Origin of the sequence: Thioalkalivibrio paradoxus ARh 1, from assembly GCF_000227685.2 — a bacterium.
GTDB classification, from domain to species: Bacteria; Pseudomonadota; Gammaproteobacteria; order Ectothiorhodospirales; family Ectothiorhodospiraceae; genus Thioalkalivibrio; species Thioalkalivibrio paradoxus.
Window position 1 is genome coordinate 2,296,871 of sequence record NZ_CP007029.1, and the last position, 15,319, is coordinate 2,312,189.

Here is a 15,319-nt window from a genome sequence, read left to right on the forward strand (position 1 = left end):
AGCCCCAAGGAATCCGCATGAACCGACCTGCGCTGGAAATGGATCGGCACGCGCTGAGCCGCGTCGAGGACTCGCTGAACCGCGTGCTGCTCGGCAAGCCGGGGGCTGTACGCCTTGCCCTGGTCTGCCTGCTGGCCAACGGTCATCTGCTGATCGAGGACCGGCCCGGCGTCGGCAAGACCACCCTGGCCCACGCGCTGGCCCAAGTGCTGGGACTGGACTACCGCCGGATCCAGTTTACCAGCGATCTGCTGCCCGGTGACGTCGTCGGAGTCTCGGTCTTCGACCAGGCCCATGCCCGCTTCGACTTCCATCCAGGCCCGATCTTCGCGCAGGTACTGCTGGCAGACGAGGTCAACCGCGCACCCCCGAAAACGCAAAGCGCGCTGCTCGAAGCGATGCAGGAGCGTCAGGTCAGCGTCGATGGCCGCACTCACCTTCTGCCCGAACCGTTCTTCGTGATCGCGACCCAGAACCCGGCCGAGCAGATCGGCACCCATCCGCTGCCCGAGTCGCAGCTGGACCGTTTCCTGATGAGCATCGAACTCGGCTACCCGGAGCCCCAGGCCGAACGGGCGCTGCTCGAGGGTGCGGCCACCACCGGCCCGCAGGCGCCGGTCACCGCAGAGATCGATCCGGCGGATTTGCTCGAATGGCAGCAGGCCGTAGCCGCGGTGACCGCACGTCCCGCGCTGCTCGATTACCTGCAGGCACTGCTGCGCTCCAGCCGCGATCCGGCGCAGTTCCGCACCGGGCTGTCGCCCCGGGCCGGCCTCGGCTTGTTGCAGGCCGCGCGCGCCCATGCACTGATCGACGGCCGTGCATTCGTTACGCCCGAAGATCTGCGCGCGGTGCTGCCATCGGTCGCGATTCATCGCATCGCTTCCCGCGAGGCCGAACCGGGCGCGGCGACCGTGGCCCGGTTGCTGGAATGCGTACCCGTCGATTGAGCCACGGAGGCACGGCAGCCGGCCGCCTGCGCGCGGATTTCGTCCGCTGGGTAACCCGGCGCCACCGCGCCGACGGCCGGTCCGCGGTCATCACCCGGGACCGGGTGTACATTCTGCCCACCCGCCATGGCTTGATGCTGCTGGCCGTTCTTCTGGTGATGCTGCTGGGGGCCATCAACTACTCCAACAACATGGCCTTCCTGCTGACCTTTCTGATCGCAGGAATTGGGCACAACGCGATGTGGTACACGCACCGCAACCTGCTCGGGCTGCGGGTCAGCGTGTTGCCCGTCGCGCCGGTATTTGCCGGCCAGGCGCCCGAGCTGAAACTGCGTATCGAGGAAACCTCCGGCCGTTCCCGCGAGGCGCTGCAACTGGCGGTCGGGGAACACCGGGGCCTGCCCGCATATCTTGGCGCCCTGGGCGCCACAGACGTCGCCGTGGCGCTGGAACCGCGGACCCGGGGGCTCTACCGTCTCCCGCGGCAGCATCTCTCGACCCGTTTTCCGCTGGGACTGCTGGAGGCCTGGAGCTGGCTCCACCTCGATTCCGAGATCCTGGTCTATCCGCAACCCCTGCAACCCACGGCGATCGTTCCGGTGTCCGACGGGACTGCGGGGCCACAGGACGGCGCGGTGCGCGCTCCGGATGCGCCACCCGATGACATCCGTGAATACCGGCCGGGGGACGCTCCCAGCCGGATCGTCTGGAAGGCCGTCGCCCGCAGCGGCCGTCTGTTCGTGCGTGACTCGGGCAGCGCCGATGCCCAACCGGTCTGGCTCGACTGGGCGATGATTCCCGGTTCCGACCCCGAGTACCGGCTCTCGGCGCTGTGCCACCTGGTGCTGGAGGCCCATGCGGCCGGCGAGTCCTACGGGCTGCGGATACCTGCAACGGCGCCGTTGGGTCCGGGCACCGGGCCGGAACACCTGCAGCGCTGCCTGCGCGCCCTGGCAGTGTTCGGCCAGGCGGACCGGGATAGCGCGTGAACCACCCGTTCACGCGTCCGGCTGGGTCAGGCGCCGAGCTGCTCGGCCTCTGGGCCACGCTGGTGGCGGTACCGGTCGCCGCCCTTCCGCACGCATGGGAACAGCCGCCCTGGGTCACCGCCTTCGTGCTCGGTGCCTGGATCTGGCGGGCGGCCATCCATGCCGGGAATGCCCGCATCCCCTCGCTGTGGGTGATGACCCTGCTGGTTCTGGCCGGCGGCGCATTGACCGTGGCCGAGTTCGGCACCCTGTTCGGACAGCAGGCGGGCACCGCGCTGCTGCTGGTGATGGTCGCGCTGAAGCTGCTTGAGATCCGATCCCGGCGCGATCTCGTGGTGACGCTGTTTCTTGCCTATTTCGTCGTGGTCACCACCTATTTCTTCAACCAATCGATCCAGATCGGCGCCTACTCGCTGCTGTCGGCATGGGTGATCACCGCGGCGCTGATCCAGGTGCACGGAGCGCGCAGGCTCGAGGTAACCCGGCTCGCCCGCAGATCCGCGGCGATGATTCTCCATGCGCTGCCGTTCATGCTGATTCTGTTCCTGCTGTTCCCGCGCATTCCGGGCCCGATCTGGGGCCAGCCCGAGCCGGACCGAAGCGCTGCGCAAACGGGCCTGTCCGACCGCATGGAGCCCGGCGACATCGCGCAGCTGCTGGAGAACCAGGCAACCGTGCTGCGCGTGCGTTTCGACGGCCCGGTACCGCCCCAGCACCAGCAATACTGGCGTGCGCTGGTCATGACCGGCTACGACGGGCGCCGCTGGTATGCCGACCGCAACCGCCCGGAAATCCCCTCCGACGACCCGGAGCCAACCGACATCGGGTACACCGCGACGCTGGAGCCGACTCGGGAACGCTACCTGCCGGTATTGGAATACCCGGTGGCCCTGCCGGGGCACGCAACGCTGCAGGACAACTTTCAGGTCACCACGCGGAATCGGGTCGACAGCCGCCTGCAGTACACGGCTTCGGCACGCCCCGACGCCCCGCCGGGATGGCCGCTAGCGGCCGACGAACGTGCGCGGACACTTGCTCTCCCGGCCGGAGCCGCACCCCGTGCCCGCGTTCAGGCAGGCCTCTGGCGCGCCAGCCACGGTGACGACGACATGGCGATCGTGCAGGAAGCGCTGGCTCTGTTTGCCGGAGATCCCTACCGATATACGTTGCGGCCGCCGCGGCTGCAGGGCGACCGAACCGATGCTTTCCTGTTCGAGACACGCGCCGGCTACTGTGAGCATTACGCCTCTGCGCTCGCGGTGCTGATGCGGGCGGCAGACATTCCGGCGCGCGTAATCACCGGCTACCAGGGGGGGCAATGGATGGACGCAGGCCAATACCTCCGGCTGCGCCAGGCAGATGCCCATGCCTGGACCGAGGTCTGGCTGGAGCAGGCGGGCTGGGTTCGAGTGGATCCGACAGCGGCGATCGCACCCGAGCGGATCGAAACCGGGCTCAGCGGCCTGTTCGGCGATGACGCCGATGCCCCGGCGTTTCTGCGCCGCTCCGGGCTGTCGTGGACCGGACAATGGCGGCTGCAGCTGAGCGACTGGTATGATCTGCTCACCTTCCGCTGGGAAAGCCTGGTACTTGCGTTCGATCCTGAACGGCAGGAGGAATTGTTCGCGCGCTTCGGGCTCGACGCCACTGACTGGCGCAGCGTGCTCCTGGCACTGGCGATGGCCTTCGGCGCACTGGCCGCTTTCGCGGGCGCGTTGCTCTGGCTCCGGCGGCCTCGCAGCACCCGGGATGTGGCGCAGCGTGCGCTGGACCGCCTGTGCAGGCGGCTGAACCGCCAGGGGCTTCCCCGCCGCCCGGCACACGAAAGCGCCCAGCATTACCTGCAGCGCATGCGCCGCGCACGTCCTGAACTCGCCGCCCCGCTGGCACATTTCGCCGAGGCGTACCTGCACCTGCGCTATGCGCCACTCGATCACCCCGAGCAGGAGCGATACCGGATGCAGTTGCGCCAGGCGTTGCGCGAAGCGCGCCTGCCGCGCCAACGCCGATTCGGCTGGCGCGCCCCATAGACACGACGACGCCGGGGTCCCAAGGCCCCGGCGTCGTCGATCACCGCCGCTTCCCCGGACGCGGCCGGGTTCGTCAGGCTGCGTCGTGCCGGAAGATGAAGTGGTGGCGCGCCCGGCGCTCATCCTGGCGGCGCGCGACCTTCTGCACCTCGGGCCGGTTGGCGAACTGGGCCAGCGTGATCCCATCCAGGAAATCGTAGAGCTGCTGGCTCAGATCGTCCCAGAGTTCATGGGTCAGGCAGCGCTCGCCCTGCTGGCAGTCCTTCTGGCCCTTGCAGCGGGTCACGTCGACCGACTCGTCGACTGCCATGATGATGTTGGCGATGCTGATCTCGTCGGCGCGCTTCGCCAGCCGGTAACCGCCGCCCGGCCCGCGCACGCCTTCGACCAGACCCGCCTTGCGCAACTTGGCGAACAACTGCTCCAGATACGACAACGAGATGCCCTGGCATTGGGAAATGTCGGCCAGCGTTACCGGCCCGATGCGATCGTGGATCGCCAGGTCCATCATCGCGGTGACCGCGTAGCGGCCCTTGGTTGACAATTTCATAAACGTCGCCTCCGAGGATTGGGCGAGGGTTGAAAGAACGCGTTACGTTTCCGGGATCGAATCCGCCCCACCTTTCTTGACTACCCTGCTCAAGAATAATTCCACCATTTTAACAGGCCCATGACGAAATCCCACGACAAACCTGATGAATTAAGGACGAGCGGCATGGATTACCATGAGACCCGCTGACCAGACGATGCCCGGTTCAATGGGAAGCGATCATGGATTGGAGCACGCGGCCTGCAGGAGGGTTCCCTGTGGATGGGAACCCCGGTACCCGGGTGCATTGCGCCGCGTCCGGCGCGCAGGTCAGCGGAACGTCTCGAGGATCTCGACCAGGGAATTCAGCGGTACCCGGGCAAACAGTGCAATCATGTCCTGATTGCGCAGGCGGATGCATCCGTGCGATGCCGGCGTCCCGATCCGCCCTTCCTCGTCCGTCCCGTGCAGGTAGATATAGCGCGCAAAGCTGTCGACCGACCCGCCGTGGTTGCGGCCCGGTTCCAGCCCCTCGAGCCAGAGAATGCGCGAGGTAATCGCGTCGGTCGCGCTGCTTGCACCCGGTTCCCGCAGGATGGGGGCCACCTGGCCGGTGGGCACGCGGCCACGGAAGATCGTGCCGCACGGCACCCCGTCACCGATCCTGCGCGCCACCCGGTGCAGCCCGAGCGGGGTTTGCAGGCTTCCGTCCTGGTTGCCGGTCCCGCGCTCGGCGGTCGAAATCGGGAAGGTTGCCACCACCTTCCCGTTCTCCCAGACGTACAGGCGCTGTTGGTCGACCCGCACGACCAGGACCGGGCGACTCCATCCCTGCGGCTCCCGGGCCAGTGCGGCGCGGACCACCGGCTCGAGCCAGTCGGAAGCCGAATGATCGGGTTCAGCGGCCGCCACGACCCGAGCCATCCCGGGCTGGCGCCCACCGCGTCCCTACCCGCGTCATTTCTTGTTGGCCAGGTCCAGAACCTCGCCTGCGACCGCTTCGGTTACCGTGCCCTCGCCGCGCAGCGACGCCAGGTAGTCGAGGTAACCCGGCGCAAGACCAGTCATGTATTCGCCGGTGAACACCGAGCAGTCGAAACGTTCGATGCTGCGGTTGCCCCGCTGCACTGCCGCGACCAGGTCGTCGAGATCCTGGTAGATCAGGCGGTCGGCAGCGATCGCCGAACAAACCGCATCCTCGTCCCGCTCGTGGGCAATGAGTTCGTTCGCGGCCGGCATGTCGATGCCGTAGACATTCGGAAAACGCACGGGTGGCGCGGCGGATGCGAAGTAGACCTTGCGGGCCCCAGCCTCTCGGGCCATCAGCACGATCTCGCGCGAGGTGGTCCCGCGCACGATCGAGTCGTCGACCAGCATCACGTTCTTGCCGCGGAACTCGAGGCTGATCGCGTTCAGCTTCTGGCGTACCGATTTCCGCCGCGTCGTCTGTCCCGGCATGATGAAGGTACGCCCGATGTAGCGGTTCTTGATGAACCCCTCGCGGTATTTGATCCCCAGTTCGTGGGCCATTTCCAGCGCCACCGTGCGGCCCGTGTCGGGGATCGGCACGATCACGTCGATGTCGTGATCCGGCCAGATCCTGCGCACCTTTTGGCCCAGCCGCGTGCCCATCCGCATCCGGGCGCGGTGCACGAAAATGTTGTCGATCACCGAGTCCGGCCGCGCGAAATAGACGTGCTCGAAGATGCAGGGCGTCAGCGTTGCATCGGCTGCGCAATGCCGGGTCCAGACCTCGCCCTCGGGAGTGATGAAGATTCCCTCGCCCGGCCCGAGGTCGCGTTCGAGCTCGAAGCCCAGGGACTCCAGCGCCGCGCTTTCGGAAGCCACCATCCACTCGACGCCACCCGCGGTCTCGCGCCGGCCATAAACCAGCGGCCGGATCCCGAACGGATCCCGGAACGCCACCAGCCCGCGGCCGGCGATCATCCCCACCACCGCATAGGCCCCCTGCGCCCGCCCGTGGACACGTGCGATCGCGTTGAACACCGCATCGGCAGTCAGGCCATCCTCGAGGAAGCGCAGCAACTCCTGCGCGAACACGTTCAGCAGGATCTCGGAATCCGAGTCGGTGTTGATGTGCCGGCGATCGGTGGCGAACAGTGCCTGTTTCAGTTCCCGCGCGTTGATCAGGTTGCCGTTGTGACCCAGGGTGATCCCGAACGGCGAGTTCACGTAGAACGGCTGCGCTTCGGCCGAGCTCGCGCTGCCGGCCGTCGGGTAGCGGACATGGCCGATGCCCATGTTCCCGAGCAGGCTGCGCATGTGGTGGGCATTGAACACGTCGCGCACCAGGCCGTTGTCCTTGCGCAGATGCAGGCGCCCCTGCTCATCGCTGGTCACGATGCCCGCCGCATCCTGGCCCCGGTGCTGCAATACCAGCAGCGCGTCGTACAGCAGCTGATTGACGGCCGCCGTGCCAACGACACCTACGACGCCGCACATAAGGCCTCCCCGGGGCTGGGCCGGAGCCGAGCCACCGTCACGCCTCGACCTCCGTGTCCAGCTCCCGAAGACGTTCCTGAATCCCTTCGGGCAACAGATCCACCAGCCATGCGACCAGGTGTTCGAATTCGGGGACCAGCCGGCTCTCCTGCCACCACGGTTCCTCCGGAACCAGAGTGAGCGAGGCGAGGAACACCAGCAGTGCAACGATCAGCACCCCGCGCAGCAATCCGAAAACGACCCCCAGGGAACGATCCGTGCCGCTCAGGCCAGAGCCGCGAACCAGCCGCATCGCGAGCACGCCAGCGATCCCGCCGACGATCAGCACCAGGATGAACAGCGCGGCAAAGGCGATGCCCAGCCGAAGGGTCGTATCCTGGATTGCTTCCGGCAGCAGCGCGGCCAGATCCCCCGCGAAGCGGATCCCGACCCAGATCGCCACGATCCACGTCGCCAGCGAGAAAATCTCCCGGACGAACCCCCGGTACAGGCTGATCACTCCGGATAGAACAATGAGTGCGAGAAAAACGAGATCAATCCAGTTCACGCCATTCGACTCTCAATCTGCGTGGTCCCGCGTTCGGGACGCCTAAGCCACCGTTCCGCCCGGCAGGCGGCCCGGGAAAGGCGGGTAGTCTACAGCACGCGGGCGGCAGTGCCCACGGTCCCGTTGCCGGAGCGTGCGCACCGGTCTACGGATGGGCGACGACGATACCCGTAACATCCACCTTCGAACGGATTTCGTCGCGTAACCGCTGCGCTTCGTCGCGCTGCACCAGCGGCCCGACCTTCACCCGCCACACCTCGCGATCTTCCAGTCTCGCGCGTTCGATGAAGGTCGTGAACCCGGCCTCGCGCAACCGCTGTGCCTGTTCGCGGGCATTGCGCTCACGCCCGAAGCTGCCGACCTGAACTACCCAGCCGGCGCGTTCGCGCTCCGCTTCGGCGGAAGCCGGAGCCGGAGGAGCCGTCGAAGGCTGCGCAGAGGCCTCAGGACGCGCAGACGGCGTACCGGCAGCCGCGGGGGGGGGCGACGGTTCACGGGCTGGCGGGGACACCAGCGGCTCCGGATCCGGGAGCGCATCCGGCACTGCACGCATCCTTTCGCCCTCCAGAGCGGCACGAGGACCATCCGGCTGCACCGGGGGCAAGCGGGGTTCGACGAACACCGGCCTTTCGGGGATCGGCTGCTCGACGTCCTGCATGGCCTCGAAGCCGGCACCGTCAAACAGCCAGGGGAGCAGAAGCACCGCAACAAAGATCAGTACGACGGCCCCAACCATCCGGTAACGCACGGGTGCTTCCGTGGTCATTGGCAACGGGCAGCCACACGGAGAAGGCGCGCGACCGCCCCATGGGGTTCGAAGATCATGGATTTCACTGCAAGCTCGACCACGGTCATGGTAGGCGGGACCCCCGATTCCAACGCTGGACCGCCGGCGGCAGCCCACACCAGTGGGGCCGCCAAGTATACCGGCACAAACCGATCTTTGCCGCGCGCGGCCGGAACCCGTTCACGTTCCCGTGTCCGCTCCCGGAGGCTCGTTCGCGAGCCATTCCGTCACTGCCTGCACCGTCAGGAACGACCCGAACACCACCGAGCGCCCGTCAGGTCCGGCGTGCTGCCGCGCGGCACGAACGGCATCGGCCACCGCATCGGCGCGCAGAACCTGCGCACCCGGCAGCGCCTGAAGCTCCTGCGACAGGATCTCCGGGCCGAGGGCACGCTCGCCCGGGATCCGCATCGGGATCCAGACGGCAATCTGGGATTCCAGCGCTTCGAAGATCGGCTGGCGCCGCTTGTCCGCCATCAGCGCGACGATTGCCACGGTCGGACCGGGGACCGGGTGCTCCCGCAGGAAGGCTGCCAACTCGCGCGCCGCCTGGGCGTTGTGGGCCACATCCAGCAACCATTCCGGGCGGCCCGCGATCCGCTGCAGACGCCCCGGCGGCACTGCCTCGATGCCTGCCTGCACATCCTCGGGCGTCAGGCGTTCCTGGAGCCCGAGGGTGTGCAGGGCGGCCAGCGCCGTCGCGACGTTGCGCTGCCGGGCACCTGCCAGCCCCGCCGGGGTTCCGAGCCCGAGCGACCGGCCCGACCCCAACCAGGTCCATCGGCACCCGGGTGCGGCCGCGTCGAGCCCGAAGTCGACTCCCTGCCGATACACCTGCGCACGCAGTTCGCGCGCGGTCTCGAGAACGCTTCGGGGCGGATCGGTCTCCCCCAGCACCAAGGGGCGCCCCGGGCGCAGAATCCCCGCCTTTTCGCGCCCGACCGACTCCCGGTCGGAACCGAGCCAGGCTTCGTGGTCCAGATCCACGCCGGTGATCACCGCGACGTCGGCATCCCATAGGTTGACCGCGTCGAGACGGCCGCCCAGCCCGACCTCCAGGATCTGGAAGTCCACTTGCGCGTCCCGGAACAGCAGGGCCGCGGCGAGCGTGCCGAACTCGAAATAGGTCAGCGATACCGGGCCGCGCGCGCCATCGATGCGATCGAAGGCGTTACAGAGTTCGGCGTCGGTCGCCGGTTGCCCATCGATGTTCACGCGCTCGTTGTAGCGCAGCAGATGGGGCGAAGTGTACAGACCGACCCGGAACCCCATCGATCGCAGCAGCGCGGCCAGGACCGTCGCCACCGTTCCCTTGCCATTGGTGCCGGCAACCGTGATCGTCGTGGGCACCGAACCGTTGCGCAGCCCCAGTGCATCGGCCACGCGCGCCAGCCGTTCGAGCCCCGGGTCTATGGCCTTCGGATGCAGGGTTTCCTGCCAGGCCAGCCAGTCGGTCAGCGTGGAAAAGCGCATGGTCCGCGACTATGCCCGCTCGCGGCCGGCTCTCGGCACGCGGCATTGCCGCATACCGCATTCAAGGGTCACCGAACGGCCAAGGCTCCGCGAAAGCCCGGCGAATGCGGCGGGACGCGCAGCCCCTGAACCACCACGCACTCAGGCCGGCCCCTTCTGCTCGGACGCCTGCGTCTGCGCGTCTGCGGGCTCTCCCGGTACTTCGGATGACCCGCTTGCGGGTTCGGATGCCGCGGTCGCGGCCGGCGAGATATGGTGCGTCAGCATCGCCAGCAGCGAGGCCAGTTGCGTGCGCATCTCGCGGCGATCGACGATCAGATCGATGGCGCCGTGTTCGAGCAGGAACTCGGAACGCTGGAATCCCTCGGGCAGCGTCTCCCGCACCGTCTGCTGGATCACGCGAGGCCCGGCGAAGCCGATCAGTGCCTTGGGTTCGGCGGCGTTGAGATCCCCGAGCATCGCCAGGCTGGCCGAGACGCCACCCATCGTCGGGTCGGTCATCACCGATACGAACGGTACCCGGGCCTCGCGCAAGCGAGCCAGCGCGGCGCTGGTCTTCGCCATCTGCATCAGCGAGAACAGCGCCTCCTGCATCCGCGCACCGCCGCTGGCGGAGAAACACACCAGCGGAATCCGCTCCTCCAGCGCGCGGTCGACGCCCCGCACGAAGCGCTCGCCCACCGCGGAGCCCATGGAACCGCCCATGAAGAAGAAGTCGAACGCAGCCGCCACCAGCGGAGCGCCTTCGAGTTCGCCGCGCATCACGATCAGCGCGTCCTTCTCGCCGGTCGCCTTCTGCGCCGCCGACAGGCGATCGCGGTACTTCTTGCTGTCGCGGAACTTGAGGACATCCGACGCCTCGATCCCTGCGCCGATCTCCTCGCGCGGGTTTTCGTCCAGAAAGATATCGAGGCGGCGGCGCGCACCGATACGCCGGTGATGACCGCATTTCGGGCAAACGTCGAGGTTCCGTTCCAGCTCGGGCCGGTACAGCGTCGCATCGCAGCCTTCGCAGCGGACCCACAGGCCTTCGGGCACCGTGCGCTTGCTCGCGTTGTCGGTGCGGATGCGCGAAGGCATCAACTTCTCGAACCAGCTCATGCGTCGTTCCCGTGTTTCACGATCAGACCGGGCATCAGGCGCTGGCCGGTGCGCCAGCGGATCGAGCCGCATCCATCGCCGCGCGCATTTCACGGACCGTCGCTGCCGCGGCGCTGCGGAAGCCATCCGGATCCCCCGGGTACTGGTCCACCAGGCGAACCAGCGCGCTGCCCACGACGACCGCGTCGGCCACCCGGGCCACTTTCGCTGCCGTGTCCGCGTCGCGGATCCCGAAGCCTACGCCCAGCGGCAATGCGGTCAGCCCGCGGATCGAATCGAGACGGGCGCCGAGCGCGTCGGCATCCAGCGCCTGCGATCCCGTCACGCCCTTCAACGACACATAGTAGATGAAACCGCGTGCCGCGGCCGCGACATGCTGCACCCGCTCGCCGGAGGTGGTCGGGGCAAGCAGGAAGATGGGATCGATCCCGGCAGGTTCGAGCACCGCGGTCAGGTCGCCGCTCTCCTCGGGCGGCAGGTCGACCACCAGCACGCCGTCCACGCCGGCCGCGGCGGCCTCGGCGGCGAAGGCCTCGGCCCCCATGCGTTCCACCGGGTTCAGATAGCCCATCAGGATTACCGGCGTGCGGCTATCCTGCTGCCGGAACTCGCGGACCATTTCCAGCACGTCACGCAGGCTGGTGCCATGCGCCAGCGCCCGCTCGCAGGCCTGCTGGATCACCGGACCATCGGCCATCGGATCGGAGAACGGAACCCCCAGTTCGAGCATCTCGGCCCCGGCGGCGACCAGGTCGTGCATCAGCGGCACGGTCACCCCCGGTGCGGGATCGCCCGCGGTGATGTAGGGCACCAGGGCCGCACGGCCGGCGGCACGGATCTCGGCAAAACGCTCGGCAATGCGGCTCACAGCTCGATTCCTTCGAGACGGGCGATGGTGTTCAGATCCTTGTCACCGCGCCCGGACAGATTGATGATCAGGCTCTGGTCGGCACGCATCCCGGGCGCGATGTCCAGCGCGTGGGCGATCGCATGACTCGTCTCGAGCGCCGGCAGGATGCCCTCGGTCCGGGTCATGCGGTGGAACGCGCCCAGTGCCTCGTCGTCGGTTACCGACACGTAGCGGGCGCGCCCGATGTCCTTGAGCCAGGCATGCTCGGGCCCGACCCCGGGGTAGTCGAGACCCGCAGAGATCGAATGGGTCTCGATGATCTGGCCGTTGTCGTCTTCCATCAGGTAGGTACGGTTGCCATGCAGCACCCCCGGCCGCCCGGCACACAGCGGTGCCGAATGGTGCCCGGTCGCGATGCCTTCGCCCGCCGCCTCGACCCCGATCAGCGCGACCGACTCGTCGGCAAGGAACGGGTGGAACAGACCGATCGCATTGGACCCGCCACCGACGCAGGCGACCAGCGCATCCGGCAACCTGCCGGTCATTTCCAGGTGCTGGACCCGGGCCTCGCGTCCGATCACCGACTGGAAATCGCGTACCATCGCCGGATAGGGATGCGGCCCGGCGACAGTCCCGATGATGTAGAAGGTATCGTCGACGTTGGTCACCCAGTCGCGCATGGCCTCGTTCAGCGCATCCTTCAGCGTGCGCGAACCGGACTTGACCGCGACCACCTCGGCCCCGAGCAGACGCATCCGGTACACATTCGGCGACTGGCGCTGGATATCCTCCGCGCCCATGTAGACCACGCATTCCAGCCCCAGCCGGGCCGCCACGGTCGCGGTGGCCACGCCGTGCTGCCCGGCACCGGTTTCGGCGATGATGCGGCGCTTGCCGAGACGCTTGGCGAGCAGGGCCTGGCCGATGGTGTTGTTCACCTTGTGTGCGCCGGTATGGTTCAGATCCTCGCGCTTCAGGTAGATCTGCGCGCCGCCCAGTTCCCGCGAAAGCCGCTCCGCGTGATAGAGCGGGCTCGGGCGGCCGACGAAGTGGGCAAGATCGGCATCGAGTTCCGCGAGGAAGTCCGGATCCTGCAGATAGCGTTCATAGGCCGCCTGCAATTCCTCCAGTGCCCCCATCAGGGTTTCGGCCACGAACCGACCGCCGTAGGGCCCGAAATGCCCGCGGGCGTCTGGAAAGGCCGCCCAGTCAATCGCCTGTTTCATTTCGCTCACGTTCCACCTGTCTGACCGACTGCACGAATTCCCGTACCCGTTGCGGATCCTTCTGCCCAGGCGCCGACTCGACGCCTGAACTCACGTCGACCCCGTAGGGGTCGGTCTGCGCCAGCGCGGCGCCGACGTTGTGTGCGTCGAGCCCGCCCGCGAGCAGCCAGGGCCGCCCCAGCGACGCCGGGATCGACGCCCAGTCGAAACTCTCCCCGGATCCCCCAATCCTGCCATTGCCATGGCTGTCGAGCAGAAAGCCTCGCGCCAGCGGATGGGAGTCCATCACCGGACGCGGGTCGGCCTGGTCTGCCATCGCGACGGCCTTCAGGTAGGGCACCCCGAAGCCCCCGCAGAAATCCGCTGACTCGTTCCCATGGAACTGCAGGAAATCCGGGTGCACCGCATCCAGCACCTGCTCCACATCCGCATGCGCGGGATCCACGAACAGCGCGACGCTGGCGACGAACGGCGGCAGCACCTGCACGATCGCACGCGCCTGTTCCAGCGTCACCGCGCGCCGACTCCGAGGATAGAAAACCAGCCCGATCGCATCGGCCCCACTGGCGGCGGCGTCCAGCGCCTGTGCGGAGTCCGTGAGACCACAGATCTTGATCCGGTAACGCATGGTAACGGGAAAGACTACCAGAAAGCGGAGGCCCCGCGGACAACCCTCGCTGCGGTCGGGGCTCCCGCTTTCGGGCTCAACCCGGGCCCTGCCGGCTGGAGCCGTCGCCGAAAGCCTGTGGGAACACCGGCCAGGTCGGTGCCTGTCCGGCACCGGGCAGCCGATGCACGGGATCATAATCCACACCGACCAGGTACAGGCCGCCTGCGGGTGCGGTAATGCCCGACGCGCGCCGGTCCCGCGCGTTCATGATCTCGTGGACCCAGCCGGCGTCGCGCCGTCCCTGGCCGATCGGGAGCAGCACCCCGGCGATATTGCGCACCATGTGATGCAGGAAGGCATTCGCATGCACATCGAGCACCACGTACCGCCCCTGGCGGTGGACGCGGATCGAATGGACCGTCTTGATCGCCGACCGAGCCTGGCAGGCGGCCGCCCGCAGGCTGCTGAAATCGTGCGTTCCCAGCAACGCCTGGGCGGCTTCGTGCATCCGCCCGGCATCCAGCGGATAGCGCCACCACGCCACCCCCCGCGCCTGCAGTGCCGGCCGCACCGCCTGATTCGCGATCACGTATCGATAGCGGCGGCCCTGGGCCGAGAACCGGGCATGGAAGTCGCGCGAAACCGGACGCGCCCAAAGCAGCGCGACCGCCTCCGGAAGGCGTGCGTTGGCGCCCAGCAGCCAGTTGCGTTCGTCCCGTAGCGCCGTGGTGTCGAAATGGATCACCTGGCCCGTGGCATGCACGCCGGCATCGGTCCGGCCAGCGCAATGCAAATCCACCGGATGTCCGGCCACGAAGCCGAGCGCCTGTTCGACTGCGGCCTGCACGCTGGGCCCGTCCTTCTGCCGTTGCCAACCGACGAACCCGCTGCCGTCGTACTCGACGCCCAGCGCCCAGCGCTGCGGCTCGCTCACAGCCATCGGGATCACGCCAACGGTCCGATCGCCGCACTCCGGATCACAATCGCCGACAGCCCGGCCACCCAGAGCAGACTCACCTGCCACGCCAGTCCCGCTCGGGTCGCCGCCGGATCCGGCCCGCCAGCCCGTTCTGCAGGCGCTGGCGCCACAGCGTCCGACACGGGCCGGCCGCTCAGGGCACGGTCCAGCCCCTTGACCAGGAACTCGCGCCCCGCCATCAGCCGGCGCCAGCGGGTGCCGCTGCAGCGATCGCGAAACTCGCGGTAGTGCCGGTGCTGGTGTTCGAAGTAGTCCAGCGCCAGAAACAGGCGCCGGGCGAACCGCTCGCCCCGAATCCCCAGCGGCCGCAGCAGATTCAACCAGCGCAGCAAGCCGGCGATCTGCGCCGGGCGGTCGAACGCGGTCGTGAACCAGGCCACCCAGCCAACCACCAGCGCCAGAGCGGCAATGCGGATCGCCGCCTCCCCGAGACCTGGAAGCGACGGCAGCATCGCTCCCCACGCGACATCGGGCTGCGACGGACCCTGCAGCCAGCCGAAGAAGACGAGCAGCGACAGGTAAAACCACTTCAGGCGCCAGACCAGGCCCGCCGCACGCCGCCAGGGGAAACCGCCCGTCAGCCAGAACCCCAGCAGCACCAGGAAACCGGGCAGCAGCGCGACCGCCGCCGGGGCAAGCACATTGCCCGACATCAGCACGACGCCCGCGATCCCCAGGCTGGCCAGACGGGCGGCGCGCGTCTCCGGCGGCAGGCCAGGCGCTCCGACGGCGGACGGATGCGTCACGGCTGTCATCGGCTGACCGGCTTCATCAACACGCGGAAA

15 protein-coding genes are annotated in these 15,319 nt (G+C 68.0%); 3 read left to right on the plus strand and 12 right to left on the minus strand.

What is annotated here, in order from left to right; translation table 11 throughout:
- The first annotated feature begins 17 nt into the window (after positions 1–17).
- From THITH_RS10360 to THITH_RS10370, 3 genes are read left to right on the plus strand one after another with little or no spacing between them, the layout of a single operon-like run.
- Positions 18–950: an AAA family ATPase gene (locus THITH_RS10360; protein WP_006748170.1), complete on the plus strand. Its 933-nt coding sequence runs from the start codon at positions 18–20 to the stop codon at positions 948–950.
- Positions 932–1,939, plus strand: coding sequence for a DUF58 domain-containing protein (locus THITH_RS10365; protein WP_006748169.1), 1,008 nt, complete (start codon positions 932–934; stop codon positions 1,937–1,939). The genes THITH_RS10360 and THITH_RS10365 overlap by 19 nt, the downstream gene beginning before the upstream one ends.
- Entirely contained in the window at positions 1,936–3,969 is a 2,034-nt protein-coding gene (locus tag THITH_RS10370; RefSeq protein WP_006748168.1) for a transglutaminase TgpA family protein, read from the plus strand. The genes THITH_RS10365 and THITH_RS10370 overlap by 4 nt, the downstream gene beginning before the upstream one ends.
- 73 nt (positions 3,970–4,042) lie before the next feature.
- Here the strand turns inward: THITH_RS10370 and iscR are convergent, their stop codons facing one another.
- The 12 genes from iscR to THITH_RS10430 form a co-directional block, all read right to left on the minus strand.
- A complete protein-coding gene (gene iscR, locus THITH_RS10375; RefSeq protein ID WP_006748167.1) occupies positions 4,043–4,519 on the minus strand; it encodes a Fe-S cluster assembly transcriptional regulator IscR in 477 nt (158 codons plus the stop codon).
- A gap of 309 nt (positions 4,520–4,828) precedes the next feature.
- Positions 4,829–5,422, minus strand: a complete 594-nt coding sequence (locus THITH_RS10380; RefSeq protein ID WP_006748166.1) for a L,D-transpeptidase — start codon at positions 5,420–5,422, stop codon at positions 4,829–4,831.
- 33 nt (positions 5,423–5,455) lie between these two features.
- Positions 5,456–6,961 (minus strand): amidophosphoribosyltransferase, encoded by a 1,506-nt coding sequence (gene purF / locus THITH_RS10385; protein ID WP_006748165.1) that lies wholly within the window; start codon positions 6,959–6,961, stop codon positions 5,456–5,458.
- Between the two features lie 37 nt (positions 6,962–6,998).
- A complete protein-coding gene (locus THITH_RS10390) occupies positions 6,999–7,508 on the minus strand; it encodes a CvpA family protein (protein WP_006748164.1) in 510 nt (169 codons plus the stop codon).
- A 145-nt stretch (positions 7,509–7,653) separates the two neighbouring features.
- Entirely contained in the window at positions 7,654–8,256 is a 603-nt protein-coding gene (locus THITH_RS10395) for an SPOR domain-containing protein (RefSeq protein WP_198019440.1), read from the minus strand.
- A gap of 219 nt (positions 8,257–8,475) precedes the next feature.
- Positions 8,476–9,768 carry a bifunctional tetrahydrofolate synthase/dihydrofolate synthase gene (gene folC / locus THITH_RS10400; RefSeq protein WP_006748162.1) on the minus strand — a complete coding sequence of 431 codons (1,293 nt, stop codon included), beginning with the start codon at positions 9,766–9,768 and terminating at the stop codon, positions 8,476–8,478.
- A gap of 141 nt (positions 9,769–9,909) precedes the next feature.
- Positions 9,910–10,869 carry an acetyl-CoA carboxylase, carboxyltransferase subunit beta gene (accD, locus tag THITH_RS10405; RefSeq protein ID WP_006748161.1) on the minus strand — a complete coding sequence of 320 codons (960 nt, stop codon included), beginning with the start codon at positions 10,867–10,869 and terminating at the stop codon, positions 9,910–9,912.
- A gap of 34 nt (positions 10,870–10,903) precedes the next feature.
- A complete protein-coding gene (trpA, locus tag THITH_RS10410) occupies positions 10,904–11,737 on the minus strand; it encodes a tryptophan synthase subunit alpha (protein ID WP_006748160.1) in 834 nt (277 codons plus the stop codon).
- A complete protein-coding gene (trpB, locus tag THITH_RS10415) occupies positions 11,734–12,945 on the minus strand; it encodes a tryptophan synthase subunit beta (RefSeq protein WP_006748159.1) in 1,212 nt (403 codons plus the stop codon). Before trpB ends, trpA begins: the two co-directional genes overlap by 4 nt.
- A complete protein-coding gene (locus THITH_RS10420) occupies positions 12,929–13,573 on the minus strand; it encodes a phosphoribosylanthranilate isomerase (protein WP_006748158.1) in 645 nt (214 codons plus the stop codon). The genes trpB and THITH_RS10420 overlap by 17 nt, the downstream gene beginning before the upstream one ends.
- A 76-nt stretch (positions 13,574–13,649) precedes the next feature.
- On the minus strand, positions 13,650–14,495 hold the full coding sequence (truA, locus tag THITH_RS10425; RefSeq protein ID WP_006748157.1) for a tRNA pseudouridine(38-40) synthase TruA: 846 nt from the start codon (positions 14,493–14,495) through the stop codon (positions 13,650–13,652).
- A 5-nt stretch (positions 14,496–14,500) separates the two neighbouring features.
- The gene (locus THITH_RS10430; protein WP_006748156.1) at positions 14,501–15,289 is read right to left on the minus strand and encodes a hypothetical protein; all 789 of its coding nucleotides are present in this window, start codon (positions 15,287–15,289) and stop codon (positions 14,501–14,503) included.
- Positions 15,290–15,319 lie beyond the last annotated feature (30 nt).